Source organism: Nonomuraea guangzhouensis, assembly GCF_019396345.1.
Classification (GTDB): domain Bacteria; phylum Actinomycetota; class Actinomycetes; order Streptosporangiales; family Streptosporangiaceae; genus Nonomuraea; species Nonomuraea guangzhouensis.
The window spans coordinates 65253-86885 of sequence record NZ_JAHKRM010000010.1 but is presented as its reverse complement, the minus strand read 5'-3'; the positions used below and the strand labels follow the sequence as shown (position 1 = coordinate 86885).

The 21633-nt window shown below is 70.6% G+C and carries 19 protein-coding genes; 11 read left to right on the top strand and 8 right to left on the bottom strand.

The window, feature by feature from the left end; genetic code table 11:
- Positions 1-7: 7 nt before the first annotated feature.
- Positions 8-886 carry a tetratricopeptide repeat protein gene (locus KME78_RS21695; protein WP_219530953.1) on the bottom strand — a complete coding sequence of 293 codons (879 nt, stop codon included), beginning with the start codon at positions 884-886 and terminating at the stop codon, positions 8-10.
- 17 nt (positions 887-903) lie between these two features.
- On the bottom strand, positions 904-2343 hold the full coding sequence (locus tag KME78_RS21690) for an aldehyde dehydrogenase family protein (RefSeq protein ID WP_219530952.1): 1440 nt from the start codon (positions 2341-2343) through the stop codon (positions 904-906).
- A 140-nt stretch (positions 2344-2483) separates the two neighbouring features.
- On the opposite strand from KME78_RS21690, the gene KME78_RS21685 reads away from it, so the two are divergent.
- The 7 genes from KME78_RS21685 (at position 2484) to pgeF (ending at position 11704) form a co-directional block, all read left to right on the top strand.
- Positions 2484-3689 (top strand): sensor histidine kinase, encoded by a 1206-nt coding sequence (locus KME78_RS21685; protein ID WP_443687413.1) that lies wholly within the window; start codon positions 2484-2486, stop codon positions 3687-3689.
- Positions 3686-4357, top strand: a complete 672-nt coding sequence (locus KME78_RS21680) for a response regulator transcription factor (protein WP_219530950.1) — start codon at positions 3686-3688, stop codon at positions 4355-4357. Before KME78_RS21685 ends, KME78_RS21680 begins: the two co-directional genes overlap by 4 nt.
- Positions 4358-4598: 241 nt before the next feature.
- A complete protein-coding gene (locus KME78_RS21675) occupies positions 4599-7811 on the top strand; it encodes an efflux RND transporter permease subunit (protein WP_219530949.1) in 3213 nt (1070 codons plus the stop codon).
- A gap of 141 nt (positions 7812-7952) precedes the next feature.
- On the top strand, positions 7953-9134 hold the full coding sequence (gene trpB, locus KME78_RS21670) for a tryptophan synthase subunit beta (RefSeq protein WP_219530948.1): 1182 nt from the start codon (positions 7953-7955) through the stop codon (positions 9132-9134).
- 25 nt (positions 9135-9159) lie between these two features.
- Positions 9160-9975, top strand: a complete 816-nt coding sequence (gene trpA / locus KME78_RS21665; RefSeq protein ID WP_219530947.1) for a tryptophan synthase subunit alpha — start codon at positions 9160-9162, stop codon at positions 9973-9975.
- Positions 9972-10727, top strand: a complete 756-nt coding sequence (locus tag KME78_RS21660; protein WP_219530946.1) for a GntR family transcriptional regulator — start codon at positions 9972-9974, stop codon at positions 10725-10727. Before trpA ends, KME78_RS21660 begins: the two co-directional genes overlap by 4 nt.
- Before the next feature lie 269 nt (positions 10728-10996).
- Positions 10997-11704 carry a peptidoglycan editing factor PgeF gene (pgeF, locus tag KME78_RS21655; RefSeq protein ID WP_219530945.1) on the top strand — a complete coding sequence of 236 codons (708 nt, stop codon included), beginning with the start codon at positions 10997-10999 and terminating at the stop codon, positions 11702-11704.
- Positions 11705-11911: 207 nt separating this feature from the next.
- Here the strand turns inward: pgeF and KME78_RS21650 are convergent, their stop codons facing one another.
- From KME78_RS21650 to KME78_RS21640, 3 genes are read right to left on the bottom strand one after another with little or no spacing between them, the layout of a single operon-like run.
- Complete coding sequence (locus KME78_RS21650) at positions 11912-12256, bottom strand: hypothetical protein (protein WP_219530944.1); 345 nt, start codon at positions 12254-12256, stop codon at positions 11912-11914.
- A gap of 26 nt (positions 12257-12282) precedes the next feature.
- On the bottom strand, positions 12283-13455 hold the full coding sequence (locus KME78_RS21645) for an ATP-dependent DNA ligase (RefSeq protein ID WP_219530943.1): 1173 nt from the start codon (positions 13453-13455) through the stop codon (positions 12283-12285).
- Positions 13452-14174: a pyrimidine reductase family protein gene (locus KME78_RS21640; RefSeq protein ID WP_219530942.1), complete on the bottom strand. Its 723-nt coding sequence runs from the start codon at positions 14172-14174 to the stop codon at positions 13452-13454. Before KME78_RS21640 ends, KME78_RS21645 begins: the two co-directional genes overlap by 4 nt.
- A 167-nt stretch (positions 14175-14341) precedes the next feature.
- Between KME78_RS21640 and KME78_RS21635 the strand changes: the two genes are divergently transcribed.
- Complete coding sequence (locus tag KME78_RS21635; RefSeq protein WP_219530941.1) at positions 14342-14746, top strand: hypothetical protein; 405 nt, start codon at positions 14342-14344, stop codon at positions 14744-14746.
- Positions 14747-15083: 337 nt separating this feature from the next.
- On the opposite strand, the gene glgX is transcribed toward KME78_RS21635, so the two are convergent.
- Positions 15084-17186 carry a glycogen debranching protein GlgX gene (glgX, locus tag KME78_RS21630; protein WP_219530940.1) on the bottom strand — a complete coding sequence of 701 codons (2103 nt, stop codon included), beginning with the start codon at positions 17184-17186 and terminating at the stop codon, positions 15084-15086.
- Between the two features lie 33 nt (positions 17187-17219).
- Positions 17220-17645 (bottom strand): OsmC family peroxiredoxin, encoded by a 426-nt coding sequence (locus KME78_RS21625; RefSeq protein ID WP_219530939.1) that lies wholly within the window; start codon positions 17643-17645, stop codon positions 17220-17222.
- A 151-nt stretch (positions 17646-17796) separates the two neighbouring features.
- Here KME78_RS21625 and KME78_RS21620 point away from each other — a divergent pair, with 151 nt between their 5' ends.
- Positions 17797-18354 carry a sigma-70 family RNA polymerase sigma factor gene (locus tag KME78_RS21620; protein ID WP_219530938.1) on the top strand — a complete coding sequence of 186 codons (558 nt, stop codon included), beginning with the start codon at positions 17797-17799 and terminating at the stop codon, positions 18352-18354.
- Positions 18354-19247 carry a maleylpyruvate isomerase family mycothiol-dependent enzyme gene (locus KME78_RS21615; RefSeq protein WP_246651599.1) on the top strand — a complete coding sequence of 298 codons (894 nt, stop codon included), beginning with the start codon at positions 18354-18356 and terminating at the stop codon, positions 19245-19247. The genes KME78_RS21620 and KME78_RS21615 overlap by 1 nt, the downstream gene beginning before the upstream one ends.
- A 45-nt stretch (positions 19248-19292) precedes the next feature.
- Here KME78_RS21615 and KME78_RS21610 read toward each other — a convergent pair whose 3' ends face one another.
- Positions 19293-20642, bottom strand: coding sequence for an ankyrin repeat domain-containing protein (locus tag KME78_RS21610; protein WP_246651564.1), 1350 nt, complete (start codon positions 20640-20642; stop codon positions 19293-19295).
- A gap of 272 nt (positions 20643-20914) precedes the next feature.
- Between KME78_RS21610 and KME78_RS21605 the strand changes: the two genes are divergently transcribed.
- On the top strand, positions 20915-21619 hold the full coding sequence (locus KME78_RS21605; protein ID WP_219530936.1) for a DUF1707 SHOCT-like domain-containing protein: 705 nt from the start codon (positions 20915-20917) through the stop codon (positions 21617-21619).
- Positions 21620-21633: the final 14 nt, after the last annotated feature.

Here is a 21633-nt window from a genome sequence, read left to right as displayed (position 1 = left end):
GGCTGACTCAGGAGTCGCCGAACTCCAGCTCCAGCGCCCGGGTGAAGTCGGCCACCGCCTCCTCGTGCCGCTCCATCTCCTGCAGGACCTCCCCGCGCACCCGGTACGCCCAGGTGTAGTCCTCGTCCAGCTCGATCGCCCGGTCCAGGTCCCGCACCGCCGCCTCGTTGTCGCCCATCTCGCTGAGGACCGCGCCACGGCTGCCCAGCGCGCGGTCGTTCTCCGGGTCGAGCTCGATGGCCCGGTTCAGGTCGGACAGGGCTTCGTCGTAGCGGTCGATCATGCGCAGGGCCTCGCCGCGCCTGCTGAACGCCCGTACGTACTCGGGGTCCACCTCCAGCGCGCGGGTGTAGTCGTCGATGGCCTCGGAGTACAGGTGCATGCGCTGGTAGAGGTCGCCTCTGGCCAGCCACGAGTACGCGATCTGCTCGTTCAGGGCGATGATCTTCGCGTGCTCCTCCAGCGCCTCGTCCAGGCGGTCGAGATCGGCCAGGGCGTCCGCCTTGGCCTCCAGGATCCACAGCGACTCGGGCGTCAGGGTCAGCGCGTGCTCGAAGTCGGCCATGGCCTCCTCCAGACGGCCGAGCGCGGCGTACGTCTGGCCGCGCGAGCCCAGGGCGTACCCGCTGTCCGGCTCCAGCCGCAGCGCCTCGTCGAAGTCGGACAGCGCGGCCTCGTAGCGTTCGATGATGCGATGGCTCTCGCCCCGCAGCCGCCAGGCTCGGGCATTGTCCGGTACGAGCGCGATCGACTCCGTAAGATCGGCGATGGCGGCGTCGTGTCTCGACAGCGCGATGTACGACTCGGCCCGGCTGCGCAGCACCGAGGCGCGAGACTGTGCGGCAGCCTCGGAAAGCTCCGGCTTTTCGTTGATCCCCTCGCTCATGAGGGGAATCTATCTAACTAAATCTGGATGATGGCCGCCTTTTCCCGGGTGTACGCGAGGACCGAGTCGTGCCCGTAGCCGCTGTCCTTCACGCCGCCGAACGGCAGCCCCGGCGGCATCTGCCGGAAGGTGTTCACCCAGACGGTCCCGCTCCGCAGATCGCGGATGAACCTGTGGGCGCGGCCCAGGTCACGCGTCCACAGCCCGGCCGCCAGCCCGTACGGCGAGTCGTTGGCGATCGCCAGCGCCTCCTCGTCCGTGTCGAACGGGATCGCCACCGCCACGGGCCCGAAGATCTCCTCCTGGCAGATGCGCAGCCCGTTGTCGCCGGTCGTGTAGAGGGTGGGGGAGACCCAGTACCCGCCCGGTAGATGCGGCACCACCTCGGCGCCCGTCCGGCCGCCGAACACCAGTTCGGCGCCCTCCTTCTCGGCCACCTCCAGGTAGGACACGACGCGTTCGTACTGGCCGGCCGACACGATCGGCCCCATCGTGGTCGCCAGGTCGAGCGGTTCGTCCAGGATGAGGCTCTCCGCGATCCGCTGGGTACGCTCCAGCACCTCATCCCAGATGGACCGATGGATCAGGATCCGCGACCCGGCCACACAGACCTGCCCGGCGTTGCCGGTGAAAATGGAGTTCACGGTGATGCCCTGGGCCGCTGCCTCCAGATCAGCATCAGGAAAGACGATATTTGGCGACTTGCCGCCCAGCTCGAAGGTCATCGGCTTGAGCGAGTCGGCGGAGGCGCGAGTGATGGCCTGACCGGTGACCGTCGAGCCGGTGAGGCTGATCTTGCCGACGCCCCGATGCCGCACCAGAGCGTCACCCACGTCCTCGCCCATGCCGCTGACGATGTTCAGCACCCCGGGCGGGAACACCTCCGCGAGCAGCTCACCCAGCCGCAACACCGACACGCTCGCCTGCTCGGCGGGCTTGACGATGACCGTGTTGCCGGCCGCGAGGGCGAATGCCGCCTTCGCGGAGAACGTCGAGATGGGGGAGTTCCACGGGATGATGCACACGGCCACGCCGTACGGCTCACGACGCGTCATACCCAGGGCATCGGGCCCCAGGATGACGGTGTCGCCCTTGACCGCGTCGAGGCATTGGCCCGCGGCGAGCTGCCACAGATGGGACATGCCCGGAAGGTCCTTCTTCAGGGTGTCGCGCAGGATCCTGCCGTTGTCGCGCGTCTCCAGCCGGGCCAGTTCCTCGGCGTGCTGGGCGAACAGCTCGGACACCTTGCGCAGGAAGTACGCCCTGCCCAGCGCCGGCATGGCCGACCAGTGGGGGAACGCCTCCTGAGCCGCCGCCACGGCCGCCTCGGCGTCCTTGGGGCCGCTGGCCGGGATGGTGGTCCATACCTCGCCGGTGGCCGGATTGACGGAGTTCATGGTCTTGCCGTCGGCGGCCGGGACGAGCTTGCCGCCGATGAGATTGCGATAGTCAGCCACGAGGCCAAGCATATGCTTGCTTGCCTCGTACGGGCTAGGGACCCGACTGCCGACCCCCGGCCCGCGTACCGCGGTCGCAGTAGCGCGGGTCGGTACCACCGGATGAGGGAATGCGCCCAGCTCAGACCTAACGTGTAGGGGTGCGTCCGCTGACCTGGCTGAGACAGGAACTCCGTTCACGACCCTTTGTGGCGGACATGACCCTGGCCGTGTTCCTGTACGTGGTCACGTTGCTGACGCCGGGCGGGCCCCAGCCGCCGGGGGCGATGTGGCGCGGCCAGGTGCAGCCCCTCACCTCGTACGACATCGCGCTGGCGACGGTGGTCTGCGGGGCGCTGGTCTTCCGGCGCCGGTGGCCGCGCGTCGTTCTCGCCGTCGCGATCACCGGGTTCGTGGCCTACCTCGTGGTCGCCGGCGGGCGCAGCCCGTTGGAGCTGGGGCTGGGGATGGCGGTCTACACCGTGGCCTCGCGCAACCCGCGCCGGCACGTGTGGGTCTACGGAGGGCTCGTCGCGTTGGTGGTCACCGCGGCCAGGGTCGTGTTCGCCGGGAGCACCTTGCTGGCGCCCGAGGTGCTGGGCCCGATCGCGTTCATCGGCATGGCCGCCGCCATCGGGGACGCGGTGCGCAGCCGCCGGGCTTATGTGGCCGCCATCGAGGAGCGGGCGCGCCGGGCCGAGGAGACGCGTGAGGAGGAGGCCGAACGCCGGGTGATGGAGGAACGCCTGCACATCGCCCGCGAACTGCACGACGTTCTCGCCCACCACATCGCGCTGATCAACGTGCAGGCGCAGGTCGCCGCCCACCTGCTGGCGACCGAACCCGACCAGGCCCGCACGGCGCTGGGCCACGTCCGGCACGCGGGCAAGGAGGCGCTGGACGAACTGCGGACCACGGTGGGGCTGCTGCGCCGTCCGGGCAGCCGCGACGAACTTCTGACCGAACCCGCCCCCAGCCTGGATCGGCTGCCTGATCTGGTCGACTCGTTCACCGGCGCCGGGCTGAAGCTCGGCTGGCTGATCTACGGAGACCCCAGGCCGCTGCCCGCTCCTGTGGGCCTCGCCGCCTTCCGGATCGTCCAGGAGGCCCTGACCAACGTGAGCAAGCACGCGCCCCGGGCGACCGCGACCGTGCGGATCGACTACGCCTCCGACGCGGTGGTCGTCGACGTGGCCGATGACGGTGAGAGCGATCCGGGTGGGATCTCCTCCGGGACCGGTCACGGGCTGATCGGCATGCGGGAGCGGGCCCGGTCGGTCGGCGGGACCTTCGTCGCCGGGCCCGTGGAAGACGGTGGGTTCCGGGTACGCGCCGTGCTCCCCACCCCGAGGAAGAACAGCCCGTGACGATCAAAGTGGTGCTGGCCGACGACCAGGCGCTGGTCCGCGCCGGCTTCCGGGTGCTGGTCGACTCGGCGCCCGACCTGGAGGTGGTCGGCGAGGCCGCCGACGGTCATGACGCCGTACGGCTGGCGCGGGAGACCATGGCCGACGTGGTGCTGATGGACATCCGCATGCCCGGAATGGACGGTCTCGCCGCGACGAGTGAGATCACCTCCGACAAGGCCATGGCCGGGATCCGGGTGCTGGTCCTGACCACGTTCGAGATCGACGAGTACGTCTTCGCCGCGCTGCGGGCGGGCGCCAGCGGGTTCCTCGGCAAGAGCGTGGAGGCCGGCGAGTTGCAGGAGGCCATCCGGGTGGTGGCCAGGGGCGAGGCGCTGCTGTCGCCGTCGGCGACCAGAGGACTGATCACCCGCTTCCTGGCCAGCCCCGGTGCATCGGCCGAACACGTGCCGGACGACTTGGCCGTGCTGACCGAGCGGGAAAGGGAGGTGATGATCCTGGTGGCCTGCGGGCGTACCAACGACGAGATCGCCGACCTGCTGGGGATCAGCCGGATGACCGCCAAGACGCATGTCAACCGGGCGATGATCAAGCTGAAGGCGCACGACCGCGCCCAACTGGTGATCATCGCCTACGAGACCGGCCTGATCCGCCCCCAGGCTCGCTGATCGGCCGGGAACCGCGGGCGCGGTAGCCCGCCCCTCCGTCTACCGCGATCGCCGCAGACCAAGACCCTCCTCCAGGGTGACGTTCTCCTGGGATGAGGCCACGAGTCTTGAGTAAGTACCACGACGATGCCGCGCTCCGAGTGGACCACGCTGCTCACCCGTGGTGCGGCAGCCGGCGCCTCCGGCTCTTTCGTTCCTGCGCGCTGTGCGGTCTGACACCCAGCTGAAGAGAAGTGGAAAGATGTCTTTTTTGGCTAGATTGAGCCTCGCGAATCGGGGACTCATCGCGCTCATCACGATCGTGGTGGTCGCGTTCGGTGCCTACATAACCCCGGCGTTGCAGCAGCAGCTCTTGCCCTCGCTGTCGTTTCCGCAAGTGTCGGTCGTGGCGACGTACGCCGGTGCTGCCCCGGAGATCGTCGAGGACCGGGTCACGGTACCGCTGGAGGAGGGGGTACGCGGGGTCGCCGGCGTCACCGGCGTGAACTCGACCTCGCGGGAGGCCAGCGCGACGATCCAGGTGGCCTTCGACTTCGGCACCGACATCGACGACGCGCAGAGCAAGATCCAGCAGGTGGTCAGCGGACTGTCCGGCCGGCTGCCTGACGGGGTGGATCCGCAGGTGGTCGTGGGCAGCACCGACGACCTGCCGGTCATCCAGCTCGCCGCCGCCTCCGACGGCTCCCAGCAGCGGCTCGCCGAGCGGCTGGACACCCAGGTGGTGCCGGCGCTCACCGGCATCGAGGGGGTGAAGGAGGCCTCGGTCACCGGTACCCGGGATCAGGTCATCACCATCACCCCCGACGACGATGAGCTGAAGGAACACGGGCTGGACACCGGCGCGATCTCCACCGCCATCCAGAACGCGGGCCAGCCGATTCCGGCCGGTACCCTCACCAAGTCGGACACCACCCTGAGCGTCCAGGTCGGCGCCCGGTACGCCTCGATCGAGGACCTCAAGGACCTCTACCTGACCCCCGCCGCCCAGACGCAGGCGTCCCCCGCCCAGACGTCCCCGGCCCAGCCCACAGCTCAGGGTCAGCGTCCGGGCGCGCCGCAGGCCCAGAAGGCCCCCGCGAAGCCGAAGCCGGTACGGCTGGGCGACGTGGCCACCGTGAAGCTCGGGCTGGCCGAGGCGGCCACGCTCACCCGTACCGACGGCAAGCCCAGCCTGGGCATCTCGATCACCATGAAGCCCGACGGCAACGCGGTGTCGATCTCGGAGGACGTACGCGCCAAACTGCCCGCCCTGGCCACCGCGCTCGGCACGGGCACAGCGCTCACCATCGTCTACGACCAGGCGCCGCAGGTGGAGAAGTCGATCGAGAGCCTGACCACCGAGGGCCTGCTGGGCCTGGCCATGGCCGTGCTGGTCATCCTGGTCTTCCTGGTCTCGGTACGCTCCACGCTGGTGACCGTGGTCTCCATCCCGCTGTCGGTGCTGATCGCGTTGATCGGGCTGTGGGTCAAGGACTACTCCCTGAACATGCTCACCCTCGGCGCGCTGACCATCGCGATCGGCCGCGTCGTCGACGACTCGATCGTGGTCCTGGAGAACATCAAACGCCACCTGTCCTACGGCGAACGCAAACGGCAGGCGATCGAGAACGGCGTACGCGAGGTCGCGGGCGCTGTCACCGCCTCCACCCTCACCACCGTCGCGGTGTTCCTGCCGATCGCCTTCGTCGGCGGTTTCGTCGGCGAGTTGTTCGGCCCGTTCTCCATCACCGTCACCGTGGCCCTGATCGCCTCCCTGGTGGTGTCGCTGACCGTGGTGCCGGTGCTGAGCTACTGGTTCCTCAAGCCGCCCAAGAACGGCGACCGCGACAAGGCCGAGGAGAAGGAGCGCCGCAGCCTGCTCCAGCGCGCCTACGTCCCGGTGATCCGCTTCGCCACCCGGCACCGGCTCACCACGGTCGCCGGCGCCCTGGCGATCCTCATCGGCACTCTCGCCCTGGTCCCCAGCCTGCAGACCAGCTTCATCGACAACGCGGGCCAGAACACGGTCAACGTCACCCAGAACCTGCCCGCCGGCACGTCCCTGGCCTCGGCCGACGCGAAGGCCAAGGAGGTCGAGAAGATCCTGACCGGCCTCGACGACATCCAGTCGTACCAGGTCACCGTAGGGGGCGCGAGCGGCGTCGGGTTCGGCGGCGGGCGTCCCGGCGGAGGCGGCGGCGGAGGCACGGCCCGCGCCAGTTACTCGCTCACCCTGCGCGAGGGCAGCGACACCGCGGCCGTGGAGAACACCCTGCGCGACCGGCTGGGCAAGCTGACCGACGCGGGCCAGATCAGCATCGGCGAGAGCGGCGGGTTCGGCGGCGACAAGCTCGAGGTCCTGGTCCACGCCAGTGAGCAGGACACGCTGAGCGACGCGGCGCGAGTCGTCCAGCAGACCATGGCGGCGATGCCCGGCGTCACCGAGACGACCAGCAGCCTGGCCGACACCGCGCCCCGCGTCGACGTCACCGTCGATCGCAAGAAGGCCGCCAAGCACGACCTGTCCGAGGCGGTCATCGGCCAGACGGTGTCCCAGGCGTTCCGCGACAGCACCGTGACCCAGCTCACCTTCGACGGCACCACCGCCGACGTTCTCATACACACCGGCGACGCCCCCGTCTCCCTCGCCGAGCTACGCAAACTCGATCTGCCCGGAAAGGTGGACCTCGCCGACGTCGCCGAGGTCAAGCAGGTCAACGGGCCCGTATCGGTCACCCGCATCGACGGGGACCGCACCGTCACCGTCTCCGGCAAGAGCACCGGCGCCAACCTCGGCGCCGTCAGCGCGGACCTGGAGACCCGGCTCGCCAAGCTGACCCTGCCGGCCGGCGCCACCTACTCCGTCGGCGGCGCCAGCGCCGACCAGGACGAAGCATTCGCCAGCCTCGGCCTGGCCCTGGTGGCGGCCATCGCGCTGGTGTTCTTCGTCATGGTCGCCACCTTCCGCAGCCTCATCCAGCCGCTGCTGCTCCTGGTGTCGATCCCGTTCGCCGCCACCGGCGCGATCGGCCTGCTGCTCATCACCGACACCTCACTCGGACTGGCCGCCATGATCGGCCTGCTGATGCTGGTCGGCATCGTCGTCACCAACGCCATCGTGCTGCTCGACCTGATCAACCAGTACCGCCGCCAGGGCATGCCGCTGTACGAGGCGGTCGTCGAAGGCGGCCGCAACCGGCTGCGCCCCATCCTGATGACCGCACTGGCCACGATCTTCGCCCTGCTGCCGATGGCCCTGGGCATCACCGGCGGCGGCGGATTCATCTCCAAACCCCTCGCCATCGTCGTCATCGGCGGCCTGATCAGCTCCACCCTGCTCACCCTCGTCCTGGTCCCGACCCTCTACACCATGGTCGAGAGCCGCAAGGAGAAGATCCGGACCCGCCGCGCGGGCCGCACCGACACACCGCCCCTGGCCGAGACCCCCAAGGAACCGGCCCACTCCAGCCCATAACGCAGCCAAACCAACCCACGTGCCCCTGAGCCCCAGGCCAGGGGCACTTTGGTACGCCCAGGGGTGGCGCGCTCGCGCCGCCCGTGTCACACTCGCTGTTATAGAACTCTCCGCAGAGTTATAGAACGAGGTGAGTGTGGGATGCGAGACGCATCGATGGGGATGATGGGCGAGCCCCGGGCGCGGGGCCGGTTCGGCGAATACGGCGGGCGGTACGCGCCGGAGTCGCTGGTGGAGGCGTGCCGCGAGGTGGAGGAGGTGTTCAGGGAGGCGTGGGCGGATCCGGGCTTCCGCGGCGCCCTGGCGGAGCTGCTCGCCCTGCACGCCGGCCGTCCGACCCCGCTCACGCCGGCCCGGCGGCTGTCGGAGGCGCTGGGCGTGCGGCTGTACCTCAAGCGCGAGGACCTCACCCACACCGGATCACACAAGATCAACAACGTGCTGGGCCAAGCCCTGCTCGCCGCGCGGATGGGACGACGCAGGCTGATCGCCGAGACGGGGGCGGGCCAGCACGGCGTGGCCACCGCGACCGCCGCCGCGCTGCTCGGGCTGGAGGCCACGGTGTTCATGGGCGAACGCGACATCGAGCGGCAGGCGTTGAACGTCTTCCGGATGCGCATGCTGGGCGCCGAGGTGGTCCCGGTGACCACGGGCAGCCGTACGCTCAAGGACGCGACCAGCGAGGCCATGCGGCACTGGGTGGGCGTCACCGGCGACTCCCACTACTGCGTCGGCTCGGTCGTCGGGCCGGATCCGTACCCGTGGATGGTCAGGGAGTTCCAGCGGGTCATCGGCGACGAGGCCCGCGGGCAGTTCGCCGCCGAGCTGCGTACCGGCGTGCCGGACCACGTCGTCGCGTGCGTGGGCGGCGGCTCCAACGCGGCCGGCACGTTCGCCGGATTCGCCGACACCCCGGCGCGCCTGGTCGGCGTGGAGGCGGAGGGCGGCGCCGGGGCGTCCCGCGGCCGGCTGGGCGTCCTGCACGGCTGCCGCTCGCTGTTCCTGCAGGACGGCGACGGGCAGATCACCGAGGCGCACTCCATCGCCGCCGGGCTCGACTACCCGGGGGTCGGCCCGGAACACGCCCACCTGCGCGACCTGGGCCGGGCCCGGTACGTCACGGTGACCGACGACGAGGCGATCGGCGCGGCGATACGGCTGGCGCGCACCGAGGGCATCGTCCCGGCGCTCGAATCGGCGCACGCCCTGGCCTGGGTGATCCGGGCCGCGGACGACGGCGAGCTGCCCGCCGGATCGACGGTCCTGATGACGCTGTCCGGGCGAGGCGACAAGGACATCTCCACGCTGAAGGAGCTGCTGTGACGAACCCCACGCTGAAGGAGCTGCTATGACGACCCCCACCCTGACCCCGGGCGTGGTCGAACGCCACCTGCGTGCCCGCCGCGACACGGGCCGCGGCCTGCTCATGCCGTACGTCACCGGGGGGATCACGCCCGGCTGGACGGACTACCTGCGGGCGTTCGCCGCCGCCGGCGCGGACGCGATCGAGCTCGGCCTGCCCTTCTCCGACCCCACGCTGGACGGCGTCACCATTCAGCAGGCCAGTGAGACGGCGCTGGCCCGAGGGGCGAGCACCCGCCGGATCCTCGCCGACCTGGCCGGGATCCCGGACCTGGGCGTGCCGTTGGTCGTCAGCACCTACTACAACCTGGTGCTGCACGACGGGGGCGAGGCGTTCTGCGCCGCGCTGCGCCGGGCCGGCGTCAGCGGTCTGATCGTGCCCGACCTGCCGGTGCACGAGGCGGACGAGCTGACGGAGGTGGCCGCCACCGCCGGGATCGAGCTGGCCCTGCTGGCCTCGCCGGCGACGCCGGAGCCGAGGCTGGCGGAGATCTCGCGCCGCAGCCGCGGATTCGTCTACGCGGTGTCGCTGATGGGCACCACCGGCGAGCGAACCGCCCTCGCCGCCTCGGCGGCGGAGCTCACCGCGCGGATCAGACGGGGCACCGACCGGCCGGTCTTGCTAGGATTTGGCATTTCCACCCCGGACCAGGCACGCGAAGCCCGCCGGCACGCCGACGGCGTGGTGGTCGGCGCCGCGGTCATGCGGCGGGTGCTCGACGGGGCGGGGCCGGACGACCTGCGGGCCTTCCTCGCGACCCTGCGGCAAGCCCTCGACCAGGAGTGTGACCGACCACGATGACCCCCGACGCCGGGTACGAGGCGAGATACCGCGCCATCGCCGCCGACCTCGCCGCGAAGATCCGGTCGGGACACTACGCCCCCGGCGAGGCCCTGCCCCCGCAGCGGGAGCTGAGCGCCTCCTACGGGGTGACCCTCATGACGCTGCGCCAGGCGCTGCGGGAGCTCAGCGACGAGAAGCTGATCGTGCAGCGGCCCGGCAGGGGCACGTATGTGGCCCCGCCCCACCTGGCGTACCAGCTCGGCTCGCTCCGCAGCCTGGCCGACGATCTGCGCGAACAGGGCCACGACGTGCGCACCGTGGTGGCCGGGCGGACGATGCGCCGGGCCCCGGCCCCGATCGCCGCGGAGCTGCGGCTGCGGCCCGGCGACACCGCCCTGCGGCTGGAGCGGGTCCGCGAGTTCGCCGGCCGTCCCGCCGTTCACCAGGTGTCCTGGGTCCGCCGGCCGGTGGCCGACCAGATCCGCGACCGCGACTTCACGGCCGTCTCCCTCTACACGGCCCTCGCCGACGCGGGAGTGGCGGTCGCCCGGGCGTCCGAAGTGGTCCGGCCCGGCCTGCTCGACCCTGCCGCCGCCCGCCGCCTCCACGAGCCCGAGGGCAGCCCTGTACTCGTCAGCACCCGGATCACCTATACGCCCGACGCCGTTCCCGTGGTGTCCGACCATGCCACCATCCTGGGCACCATGATGGAGATCCGCACCGAACGCGCCGCCACCGGCCTGTCCCTGTCCTGGCGCGCCACCAGCTAGAGCCCACACCAGGCAGAACAAAAGGCACAAGGCACGGCGAGGCGCGAGGCACGGCGAGGCGCGAGGCACGGCGAGGCGCGAGGCACGGCGAGGCGCGAGGCACGGCGAGGCGCGAGGCAGGATGGAGCCATCCGCAGGCGCGGCCAGGGTGCGTGGACCAGCCAGCCCGGGGCCCGCTACCCGCTACCCGCTACCCGGGACCCGGGACCAGTGGGCCCCCGCCCATCCCCAGGGCGGGCAGGATGGCGGGCGGCCCTAAAATCGGAGGCATGGAGCTCGCCCCCGGAGTGCACGTCACCATCACCGACCGCCACGGGGGAGTGAGCGCTCCGCCGTACGCGTCGCGCAATCTCGGCGGCCTCGTCGGCGACGACCCCGACGCGGTGCGCGCCAACCGGGCGGGTGTCGCGGCCGAGCTGGGTGTGCGGGCCGTCGTGTTCATGCGGCAGGTCCACAGCGCCGACGTAGCGTACGTCAGCGAACCGTTCGGCGACGACGCGCCACCGCTCGACGGCGTCTTCACCACCGAGCCCCGGCTGGCGCTCGCCTCACTCGGCGCCGACTGCCCGGCCGTGCTCGTCGCCGACCCGGTCGCGGGCATGGTCGCCGCCGCCCACTCCGGCCGTCCCGGCACCGAAGCGGCCATCGCCACCGCCCTGGTCGAGGCGATGACGGCCAAGGGCGCGGCGCCCGGGCGGATGGTGGCACTGATCGGGCCCGGAGCGTGCGGCCGCTGCTATGAGGTGCCCGCCGAGCTGCGCGAACGGGTCGCGTCCCGGGTGCCGGCGACCTGGTCGACCACCTCATGGGACACACCCGCACTGGACCTCCGGGCAGGCATCGAGGCCCAGTTGCGCACAGCGGGCGTCGCCGACGTACGGCACGACGCCCGGTGCACGATCGAGTCCCAGGAGCTCTACTCCCACCGCCGCGAACAGCCAGGCGGCCGCTTCGCCGGCCTGATCTGGCTCGCCTGACCCGACCGGGCCTGACCGGGCGGATCCGGCTCGCCTTGAGCCCAGCTGATCTGGCTCGCCTGATCCCGGCTGGGCTTGACCGCGCGGATCGGCTCGCCTGACCCGGCCGGGCCGACCGAGCGGCCCCGGCTCGGCTCGACCCCAGCCGATCTGGCTCGCCTGACTCCGGCTGATCTGGCGTTCCCGCTCCGGCGGTGGGTGTCGCGGTCAGTTACGGTTGCCGAAGATCCCGTTGAGCATGACGACCCCGATCCAGATCGGTGCGATGACCCACATCTCCTTGCCGCCGAAGATCACGGCCAGAGTCACGACGGTGCCCAGGGCGAGCGACACGATCGCCAGCGCCAGCCGCTGACCGTCGCTCGGCCCCTGCCGCTTGGCAACGTCCTTGTTCTTCCCCTTGGGCCCCAGAGCGGCGAGCCGTTCGTCGACTCGCCGGTCGACCTCCTGCCCCATCTTCTCGAGGAAGGATTCGACTATCGCGTCCTCATAATCGGGCCCAAGATCGCGACGGGCGCCCACCGCCGCCCGTAACTCATCACCGGTACTCATATGTCGAGATATAACGGGTTAAGGGGCTATCGAGCAAGGATGTCGTCGAGGTTGTACGAGACCGGTCTCTCCAACTGCTCGTACGTGCACGATTCTGGCGTGCGGTCCGGCCGCCACCGCCGCCACTGCGCGGTATGCCGGAACCGATCGCCCTCCATCTGGTCATAGGCCACCTCGATCACCAGCTCCGGCCGGAGCGGGATGAACGACAGGTCCTTCTTGGCGTTCCAGCGCGACACCGCGCCCGGCACCCGCTGCCCGCCCGTCGCGGGCCCGGCCGCCGGCTGCCCGACGGTGGCCGCCGCCTGCTCGGCCCAGTGGCCCCACGGATGCTCGCCCAGCTCGGCGATGTACGGCTTGAGCTCCTCGACCAGCTCGGCCCGGCGCGCCATCGGGAACGACGCCGCCACGCCCACATGATGCAGCCGGCCGTCGTCGCCGTAGAGGCCGAGCAGGATCGAGCCCACGATCGGCCCCGTCTTGTGCTCCCGGTAACCGGCCACCACCACGTCGGCGGTGCGCTCATGCTTGACCTTGAGCATCGTGCGCTTGTCCGGGATGTACGGCTGGTCGCCGGGCTTGACGATGATGCCGTCGAGTCCCGCGCCCTCGAACATCTCAAACCATTCGGACGCCTGCTCGGTGATGGTCGTGACCGGCGTCAGCCGGATGGACCTGCCCTTCTCCGGGAAGATCTGCTCCAGCCGGGCCCGCCGCTCGCTGAACGGCGCCTCCATCAGCGACTCGTCGCCCAGCGCCAGCAGGTCGAACGCCACGAACGACGCGGGAGTCCGCTCGGACAGCATCGTGACCCGCGACGCCGCCGGATGGATGCGCTGCTGCAGCGCGTCGAAGTCGAGTTGTGAGCCCTGCGGCAGCACGATCTCGCCGTCGACCACGCACCTGTCCGGCAACTCCGCCCTGACCGCCTCGACCAGCTCGGGGAAGTAGCGGGTGAACGGCCGCTCGTTGCGGCTGCCCAGATAGACCTCGTCACCGTCGCGGAACACGATGCACCGGAACCCGTCCCACTTCGGCTCGTAGAACAGCGTGCCGTCCTGCTCGGGCATCTTCTTGACCGGCTTGGCCAGCATCGGCGCCACAGGCGGCCGGACCGGCAGATTGGGCACCGGCTCCGGCTCTTCGGCGACCGGAACCGGGATGTCGGCCTCGACGGGCGGCTGGGTGGGCTCGGTCATGTCGTTGACTCCCTCGTGTACTTGCAGAAGAGGACCCCCTCCTCCTCCAGCACCTGGCTGAGCCGCAGCTCGACCTGTGATGCCTCGCCGTTCAGAATCCGCGCGGCCCCGCCCCCGACCAGCAGCGGGCTGATCGACAGGCAGAGCTCGTCGATCAGGTCGGCCGCCGCGAGCTGCCCGTTGAGCCGGGGGCCGCCCTCGCACAGGATCCGCGTCAGACCGCGCTCGTGCAGCTCGCGCACCGCCACCGACATGTCGACCGCGTCGCCGCCCGCAACCACGACGTCGGCCACCCGGGAAGCGTCGGCGCGGCGCTCGGCGGGCGCGGCCTCGCAGGTGATGACGATCGTCCGGCTGGCGGCCCCGACGAACAGCGGGCTGCCCAGATCGAGGTCGAGCCGGCGGGTGACCACCGCGAGCGGCGGGGCCGGCGGCCTGCCCTCCCGCAGCGTCCGCCATGATTCGCGCGGCTTGACCGCCCCGTAGCCCTCGGTGCGCACGGTCGCGGCGCCCGCCATGACCACGTCGGACATCCCGCGCAGGACCCGGAAGATCCGCCGGTCGCCCTCGCTGGACAGCCCGCCCGACAGCCCCTTCAGCCAGGCGGCCCCGTCGGTGCTGGCGACCATGTTGAGGCGCAGCCATGGCTGCCCCACGGGATAGGCATAAGCCTGCTCGATGTCTGGCTCGTCTTGAATGTCGGGATGGATGCGACGCACTCCTCCACCTTGGCACACGCCTCCGACAACGAGCCGATGTAGGGGCCTTCGACAGCAGAGATAGCACTTTGCTGTATCGAGGGACGCACGTAGCGTGATGCGCATAACGTGGCGGCAGGTACATGGGGATCGGGGCACTTGGGGATCGGGCACGCGAGGGAGGCCCAATGGGGCTGATCACTGCCGTGACATGGCTGTTCACCGCGCTCGTGGGGATCTACCTGCTCTACCTCTGGCTGTCGGGCGGCGGCCTGCGGCAACAGGCGGCGAAGGTCACGCGCTTCCCGGTGACGCTGATCTTCTCTCACCCGGTGCTGGCGCTGTCGGCGCTGACCTGCTGGATGGCCTTCCTGATCACGGGCAGCCGCCTGCTGGCCTGGACGGCGTTCGGGGTGCTGGCGGTGGCGGCCCTGCTGGGCTTCACGATGTTCACCCGCTGGCTGGGCACAGGCCGCCACGCCCGAGGCGCCGAACGCCGCTTCCCCCTCCTGGCGGTGCTCCTGCATGGCCTGGCAGGCGTGGCGACCTTCGTCCTGGTCCTACTCACCGCAAGCCTGGCCGGCCACCTCTGAACGGTTACCGGCCGGGATGGGGCGGCCGAGCCGCAAAGGCCGGCTCGCCGTGAGCACGCTCGCCCGTCCGAACGTCTCCCGGCGCGTGAGGCAGGCGGACCGGGAAGGCCCGCCGCCCCTGAGCGTCTCCAGGCGCGTGAGGCAGGCGGACCGGGAAGGCCCGCCGCCCCTGAACGTCTACCGGCCCGTGAGGCAGGCGGACCGGGAAGGCCCCGGTCTCACCGTCTCGTCACGGCGCCCAGCCACGTGAACCGCAGGAGCGTCCCCCTGGACAGAGGCCGACCACGTATGGCGGGTGGGGCCCACCGTGCCGGCCGTAAAACCAGAATGTTCGTACTCAGCGCGGCCGATGAAGCACCTGCATGCTGCGGGAGGTCACAAGCACCTCAGCGGAGAACGGACGCTCGCCATCGCTGACGCCCTTGTCGTCGGTGTTGAGGATGGGCAGCCAGTGGTCGCCGAACTCCGCGCCCGGCAAGGTGAACGTCATGTCCTCATGGTGGGCGTTGATCAGCAGCAGGAAGGAGTCGTCCACGATCCGTTCGCCGCGCGTCCCCGGCTCGGTGATCGCCTCGCCGTTGAGGTAGACCATCAGCGACTTGGCGTAGCCGATGTGCCAGTCGCCGGCCGTCATCTCCGTGCCGCCGGGCGTGAGCCACACCAGGTCGCGCTTGCCGTCATCCGGGTGGCGCCCGTGGAAGAAGCGGCGGCGCTGGAAGACCGGGTGCTCGCGCCGCAGCCGCGACAGCTCACGGACGAAGTCCAGCATCTCCGACTCGGTGTGGAGCTGCGACCAGTCGATCCAGGCGAGCTCGTTGTCCTGGCAGTAGCCGTTGTTGTTGCCCCGCTGCGTGCGGCCCAGCTCGTCCCCATGGGAGAGCATCGGCACGCCTTGTGACAGGAACAGCGTCGTCAGGAAGTTGCGGCGCTGGCGGAGGCGGAGCCGGACGATCTCGGGGTCCTCGACGGGCCCCTCGGCGCCGCAGTTCCAGGAGCGGTTGTCGTCGGTGCCGTCGCGGTTGTTCTCGCTGTTGGCCTCGTTGTGCTTGCGGTCGTACGACACCAGGTCCGTGAGGGTGAAGCCGTCGTGGCAGGTCACGAAGTTGATGGAGGCGACGGGCCGGCGGCCGGAGGAGGCGTAGAGGTCGGCGGAGCCGGTCAGGCGGGAGGCGAACTCGGGCAGCGCCGAGTGCGTGCCCCGCCAGAAATCTCGCACTATGTCGCGATATTTCCCGTTCCACTCCGTCCACAAAGGCGGGAAATTTCCGACTTGGTAGCCGCCGGGGCCGACATCCCACGGCTCCGCGATCAGTTTGACCTGCGAGATCACCGGATCCTGCTGGATCAGGTCGAAGAAGGCGCTCAGCCGGTCGACGTCGTGCAGCTCCCGCGCCAGCGCCGCCGCCAGGTCGAACCGGAACCCGTCGACGTGCATCTCCAGCACCCAGTAACGCAGCGAGTCCATGATGAGCTGGAGCGCGTGCGGCGACCGGACGTTCAGCGAGTTGCCGCAGCCGGTGTAGTCGAGGTAGTAGCGGCGGTCACCGTCGTGCAGCCGGTAGTAGGCCGCGTTGTCGATCCCCCTGAACCCCAGTGTGGGCCCCATGTGGTCGCCCTCGGCCGTGTGGTTGTAGACCACGTCGAGGATGACCTCGATGCCCGCCTCGTGCAGCGCCCGCACCATGGCCTTGAACTCCAGCACCTGCTCGCCCCGCGTGCCCGAGCTGCTGTAGCGGCCGTGGGGGGCCAGGTAGGCCATCGTGTTGTAGCCCCAGTAGTTGGTCAGCCCCCGCGCCACCAGGAAGTGCTCGGGCATGTAGTGGTGCACCGGCATCAGCTCGACCGCCGTCACGCCGAGCGAGAGCAGGTGGTCGATGATCGCCGGGTGCCCCACGCCCGCGTACGTGCCGCGCTGCTCCTCAGGCACCGCCGGGTGGCGCATGGTGAGCCCCCGCACGTGGGCCTCGTAGATCACGGTCTCGTGGTACGGGATGTGCGGCGGCCGGTCGTTTCCCCACTCGAAGAACGGGTTGACGACCACATTTTTCGGCATAAAGGGGGCGCTGTCGGCCGTGTTGAGCCGGGTCGGGTCGGTGAAGTGATACGGGAACAATGCCTCATTCCACGTCAGATCACCGTCGATCGCCTTGGCATAGGGATCGAGGAGCAGTTTCGCCGGATTGCACCGGTGCCCCTGCGACGGCTCGTACGGGCCGTGCACCCGATATCCATAACGTTGTCCTGGCGCGATGCCCGGCAGGTAGCCATGCCAGACGAATCCATCGACTTCCGGCAGATCCACCCGTTCTTCGGAGCCGTCATCGTGAAAAAGGCATAGCTCAACTCGCTCGGCCACCTCGGAGAACACCGCAAAACTGGTGCCCACGCCGTCCCAGGTGCCGCCAAGTGGATAGGGCTCTCCCGGCCAGACTTCGCGCATGTGACCCAATTGTCGCACGCGATCGCGGTCCCGCTAGAGGAGTTCGGCGTTGAGGCTGATCGTCGTGCCCGTCAACGCCTTACTCACCGGGCAATTGGCCTTCGCGGTTTCCGCGGCCTCCTGGAATTGCTCGGCCGTGATCCCGGGCACGTGTCCCTTCACGGTGAGGACGATTCCGGTGATGCCCTCACCCGGCTGGAACGTCACGTCCGCGCTGGTCTGCAGCGACTCCGGCGGCGTGCCGGCGCCGGCCAGGCCGTGCGAGAGCGCCATCGAGAAGCAGGAGGAGTGGGCGGCCGCGATGAGCTCCTCGGGCGAGGTCTTGCCGTTCGCCGCCTCGGCCCTGGAAGCCCAGGAGACCTCGAACGTGCCGACACCCGAGGTGTCGAGCGACACCGTGCCCGACCCGTCGAGCAGCGCGCCCTTCCACTGAGTGGTGGCGGTGCGAGTGGTGGCCATATCGGTTGCTCCCTCTGGTCGTGGGGTTCCGACCCTATCGCGAGCTCGACAAAGTTCTGCGGCTCGGTCATCCGTGTGCACTTTTCCGGCGAATAATGACATGCTCGGGTCGCGGCGCACCCGCCGCCTTGGTCCGGATCACGGGAGTGTGGTGCCAGTGGAGGCACCGTACGACGACCGCCTGCTGCATCAGCGGGTGGTCGGCGGCGACGAGGCCGCGCTCGGGGAGGTCTACGATCGGCTCTCCTCGCTGATCTTCGGTCTCGCCCTGCGGGTCACCAGGGACCGTGTGATCGCCGAGGACATCACGCAGGAGGTGTTCCTGGTCTTCTGGGAACGGCCGCTGGCCTACGACCCGGAGCGTGGCACGCTGCGCGCGTGGCTCGCCACGATCGCGCACCGCCGCGCGGTCGACCACGTGCGGGCCGAGGAGCGCAGGCGGGTCTCCACGCTGGGTCCCCGGCTCTACGAGCCGGAGCCCGCCAGGCTGGAGGACAACGTGCTCGCGGCCGACGAGGCCAAACGGGTACGGCAGGCGGTGACCGCGCTGCCCGAGAGCCTGCGGGAAGCGGTCGAACTGGCCTACTACGGTGGTAGGACATACCGCCAGGTGGGCGAGGAACTGGGCGTGCCCGAGGGCACGGTCAAGTCGCGGATCCGGCTGGCGTTGCGTCGTCTGGCCGACGCGCTGGCAGAGGAAGAGGTGTGATGGAGCCCGTCGAGCGTCTTTACCTGGACGCGCTGATGGAGGACCCGGCCGTACCGGAACGGTCTCTGCGACCCCAGCTCCTCGCCGGGGCCAGGGCCCGCCGCAGGCCCGCCGCTCCCACCGCGCCCTGGGCTGAGCCGTACGCGGGGCGGGTCGCCGCCATGGACGCGCTGCTCGCCTCCGCCGGTGAGGACGACTGGTCACGGGTCATCGTCGAGGGCTGGACGCTTCAGGAACTCGTCGCCCACCTCGCCGCCAAGGACGGCCTGCTGGCGGCCTCGGTCGGCGCCCCCGTCCTGGGCCCGGCCATCGGCGCGACCGACTCGCTGGGCCGTACCGCCGACGTCCAGAACTACGAGCGGGCCCGCAGCCCGGAACAGACCAGGCGCGACTGGCGGGCCCAGGCCGACGCCCTCTGCCGCCACCTGGCCGACCTCGCCCCCGGCACCGTCGCGAGCGTCGACGGCCTCGACGCGCCGGTGTCCGACCAGGTGCTGGCCAGATGCCTGGAGACGTGGGTACACGCCGACGACGCCGCCCGCACCGCCAGCCTGCGGCTGCCACACCCGATCCCGGAGCACATCCACCCCACGGCCGACCTGTGCGCGCGGCTGCTGCCGTGGACGATGCTCCTGTCCGGTCTGGACGGCAGCGGGCGCACGCTCCTGCTCACGCTGACCGGGCCAGGGGGCGGCGAGTGGCACGTGCCGCTGGGCGTGGCGGACGCCGCCGGCGGCGGCGCCCCGGACGCGCACATCACGGCGGACGTGGTGGAGTTCTGCTTCCTGCTGGGCGGGCGGGGCGACCCTGGGTCGTTCCCCGCCGACCTCGAGGGCGACCTCGCCCTGGCCCACGACGTCCTCAACACCGCCCCGGCCCTCTCCGGCCCCTGACGCGGGCCGGCGTCGCGGCGCCTGTGTCTCCCGCGGAGCGTGCGGTCAGGACTGGGACTGAGCCTGGCTCACCAGATCCCTGGCGTACTCGTCGTCGCTCTCCGCCAGCACCCGCTTGGCGCCCTGTTCGGCCCGCGCGTCGCCCCGCTCGGCGAGCCCGCGCGTGGCCTCCGCCACCGTACGGAAGTCGGCGTCGTCGAGCCGGTCGGCGAGCGCCTCGCGGATCTGCGGCGTGTCGGCCTTGAGCGAGGCCAGCCCCGCCGTGGCCCAGTCGCGGACCTCCGCCTCGTCGTCCCGCGTCATGCCGATCAGCAGCTCCAGCCCCTCCTCGTGGTCCGGCGGCAGCACGTCGGCCAGCGCGATCGCGTCGGTCATGGTGCGCCGGTGGTCCGGACGGCCGATGATGCCGAGCACCTGCGGCAGCCCCCGGGGGTCGCCCTGATGGCCGAGCGCCGCCAGCACCGAACGGAGCACCTGCGGGTTGCCCTCGGTGGTGGCCATCTTCTGCAGCAGCGGCAGCGTCTGCTCCAGGTAGGGTTTGGCGTCGTCGGCGAACCCGAACTGGGCGATCGCGTCGACCCCGAACTCCCGCTCCCTGGCGTCCTCACTCACGCACAGCCCGGCCAGCACCTCGTACGTCTCGTCGTCGGCCCGCTTGCCCAGCGAGTCGGCGACGATCCACCACGTCTCGGCGTCCTCGTCGGTGTCGCGGTGCGCCAGGGCCCGCGCCACGAGCTGGTCGGCCGCCGTGTAGACGCCCGTGGCGTCCTCCAGCAGCGTCGCGATGGCGGCGTGCCCGCGCTGCGCCTGCACCTGCTCGGTCTGCTCGCCGTCGGGGGAGCGCCCGGCCACGGTGACGAGCTCGGTGCCGTCCTTGGCGAACTGGCGCGCCACGACGTACTCCCAGTCGTCCTGGCCGATCTGGTCGAGCAGCGCGGTCTCCAGATGCACCCCCACCCAGTCGATCGCGATGTCGAGCGGGCTGTCGCCGTCTCCGTCGTACTTGCCGGCGTCGGCTCCGCTGTCCAGCAGCAGCCGCACCACGCCCAGGGCGCCGCGCCTGGCCGCCAGTGAGAGCGGGGTGTCACCGTCGTCGTTGGCGGCGTCGACCTCGGCCCCGGCCTCGATGAGCGACTCGGCCGTCTCGGCGTGCCCCTTGGCCGCGGCCCAGAGCAGCGCGGTCCAGCCGCCGTCCTCCCGCCCGTTCACCTCGGCACCGGCGGCCAGCAGTATGCCCGCGACCTCGGCCCGGTCCCAGGCGGCGGCCGCGCAGAGCGGCAGCCCGCCTTCCTCGCCCGCACTGGCCTGGTTGGGGTCGGTGCCACCGGCGAGCAACTCGCTCACCTTCTCCGACTCGCCGTTCAACGCGGCCCGGTAGAGCTGTTCCTCATGCATGACTTGGACCCTAGCGTCTTCGGCTCTCTGTGTTTGCTTGAGTAAAACGGACATCAGCGTAGCCTCGTCGCCTGCCGGCCGAGGTCGGGAAGCGATCTGGTGGAAGCCGATGCCGCGTCCGTCCGGCGAGCCGGTCGGACCGTGGTTTGAGAACCGCGTTGTCGGGGCCTGACCCATCGGTCGCAGCCCGCCATCCGCCTCAGCTGTTAGAGGTATGACTCTTCCTCCCGCGGGAGGAGCCAGATCATCCTGAAACGCGATATGTTGCGAGTATGACTGACCCTGGTGAGGTAAGGGCCTCGGACGCCGAGCGGGAAGCTGTCGTGGAGCGCCTCCGCGTCGCCTCGGTCGACGGGCGGCTGACACTCGTCGAGCTGACCGACCGTACGGAGGCCGCCTATACCGCCACCACCCACGCCGAGCTGGCCATGCTCGTCCAGGACCTGCCCGCCTCCGGTGCCGCGCCTATGCCCCCGGCCCACCAGGAACAGCCTGTGCGCAAGCGGCGCTGGTTCGTCGGCATCATGGGCGACTCCAAGCGGCGCGGCAGCTGGCGGATCGACCAGGAGCTGGGCGCGGTCGCCGTGATGGGCGACGTGCTGCTCGACCTGCGCGAGGCCGAGGTCCGTACGAACGTGGTCGACATCATGGCCGTCTCGGTGATGGGCGACGTGAAGATCATCGTCCCCGACGGCGTGAACGTGGACCTCGACGGCATGGCCGTCATGGGCGACAAGCGGGTCGACGTCCTGGAGGCGGCGCCGGGCACGAACGCGCCGGTCATCCGGGTGCACGCGTACGCGGTGATGGGCGACGTCAAGGTGATCGGCGACTCCCGCGCACAGCCGCTCCAGCGCGGCCTGTCCGCCTGGCGCGAGCACTGGCGCATGCTGCACGGCGACGAATGGCGCAACATGCGCAGGCAGCTCCGCGACGAGCACCGCAACATGCGCCGCACCCTGCGCCGCGGCTACTGACACGTTCTGGGGCT

Bases quoted from the DNA above. Each gene is read 5' to 3' on its own strand.
- KME78_RS21695 (WP_219530953.1), bottom strand. From the start codon at position 886: ATGAGCGAGGGGATCAACGAAAAGCCGGAGCTTTCCGAGGCTGCCGCA.
- KME78_RS21675 (WP_219530949.1), top strand. From the start codon at position 4,599: ATGTCTTTTTTGGCTAGATTGAGCCTCGCGAATCGGGGACTCATCGCG.
- trpB (WP_219530948.1), top strand. From the start codon at position 7,953: ATGCGAGACGCATCGATGGGGATGATGGGCGAGCCCCGGGCGCGGGGC.
- trpA (WP_219530947.1), top strand. From the start codon at position 9,160: ATGACGACCCCCACCCTGACCCCGGGCGTGGTCGAACGCCACCTGCGT.
- KME78_RS21660 (WP_219530946.1), top strand. From the start codon at position 9,972: ATGACCCCCGACGCCGGGTACGAGGCGAGATACCGCGCCATCGCCGCC.
- pgeF (WP_219530945.1), top strand. From the start codon at position 10,997: ATGGAGCTCGCCCCCGGAGTGCACGTCACCATCACCGACCGCCACGGG.
- KME78_RS21650 (WP_219530944.1), bottom strand. From the start codon at position 12,256: ATGAGTACCGGTGATGAGTTACGGGCGGCGGTGGGCGCCCGTCGCGAT.
- KME78_RS21645 (WP_219530943.1), bottom strand. From the start codon at position 13,455: ATGACCGAGCCCACCCAGCCGCCCGTCGAGGCCGACATCCCGGTTCCG.
- KME78_RS21635 (WP_219530941.1), top strand. From the start codon at position 14,342: ATGGGGCTGATCACTGCCGTGACATGGCTGTTCACCGCGCTCGTGGGG.
- glgX (WP_219530940.1), bottom strand. From the start codon at position 17,186: ATGCGCGAAGTCTGGCCGGGAGAGCCCTATCCACTTGGCGGCACCTGG.
- KME78_RS21625 (WP_219530939.1), bottom strand. From the start codon at position 17,645: ATGGCCACCACTCGCACCGCCACCACTCAGTGGAAGGGCGCGCTGCTC.
- KME78_RS21615 (WP_246651599.1), top strand. From the start codon at position 18,354: ATGGAGCCCGTCGAGCGTCTTTACCTGGACGCGCTGATGGAGGACCCG.
- KME78_RS21610 (WP_246651564.1), bottom strand. From the start codon at position 20,642: ATGCATGAGGAACAGCTCTACCGGGCCGCGTTGAACGGCGAGTCGGAG.
- KME78_RS21605 (WP_219530936.1), top strand. From the start codon at position 20,915: ATGACTGACCCTGGTGAGGTAAGGGCCTCGGACGCCGAGCGGGAAGCT.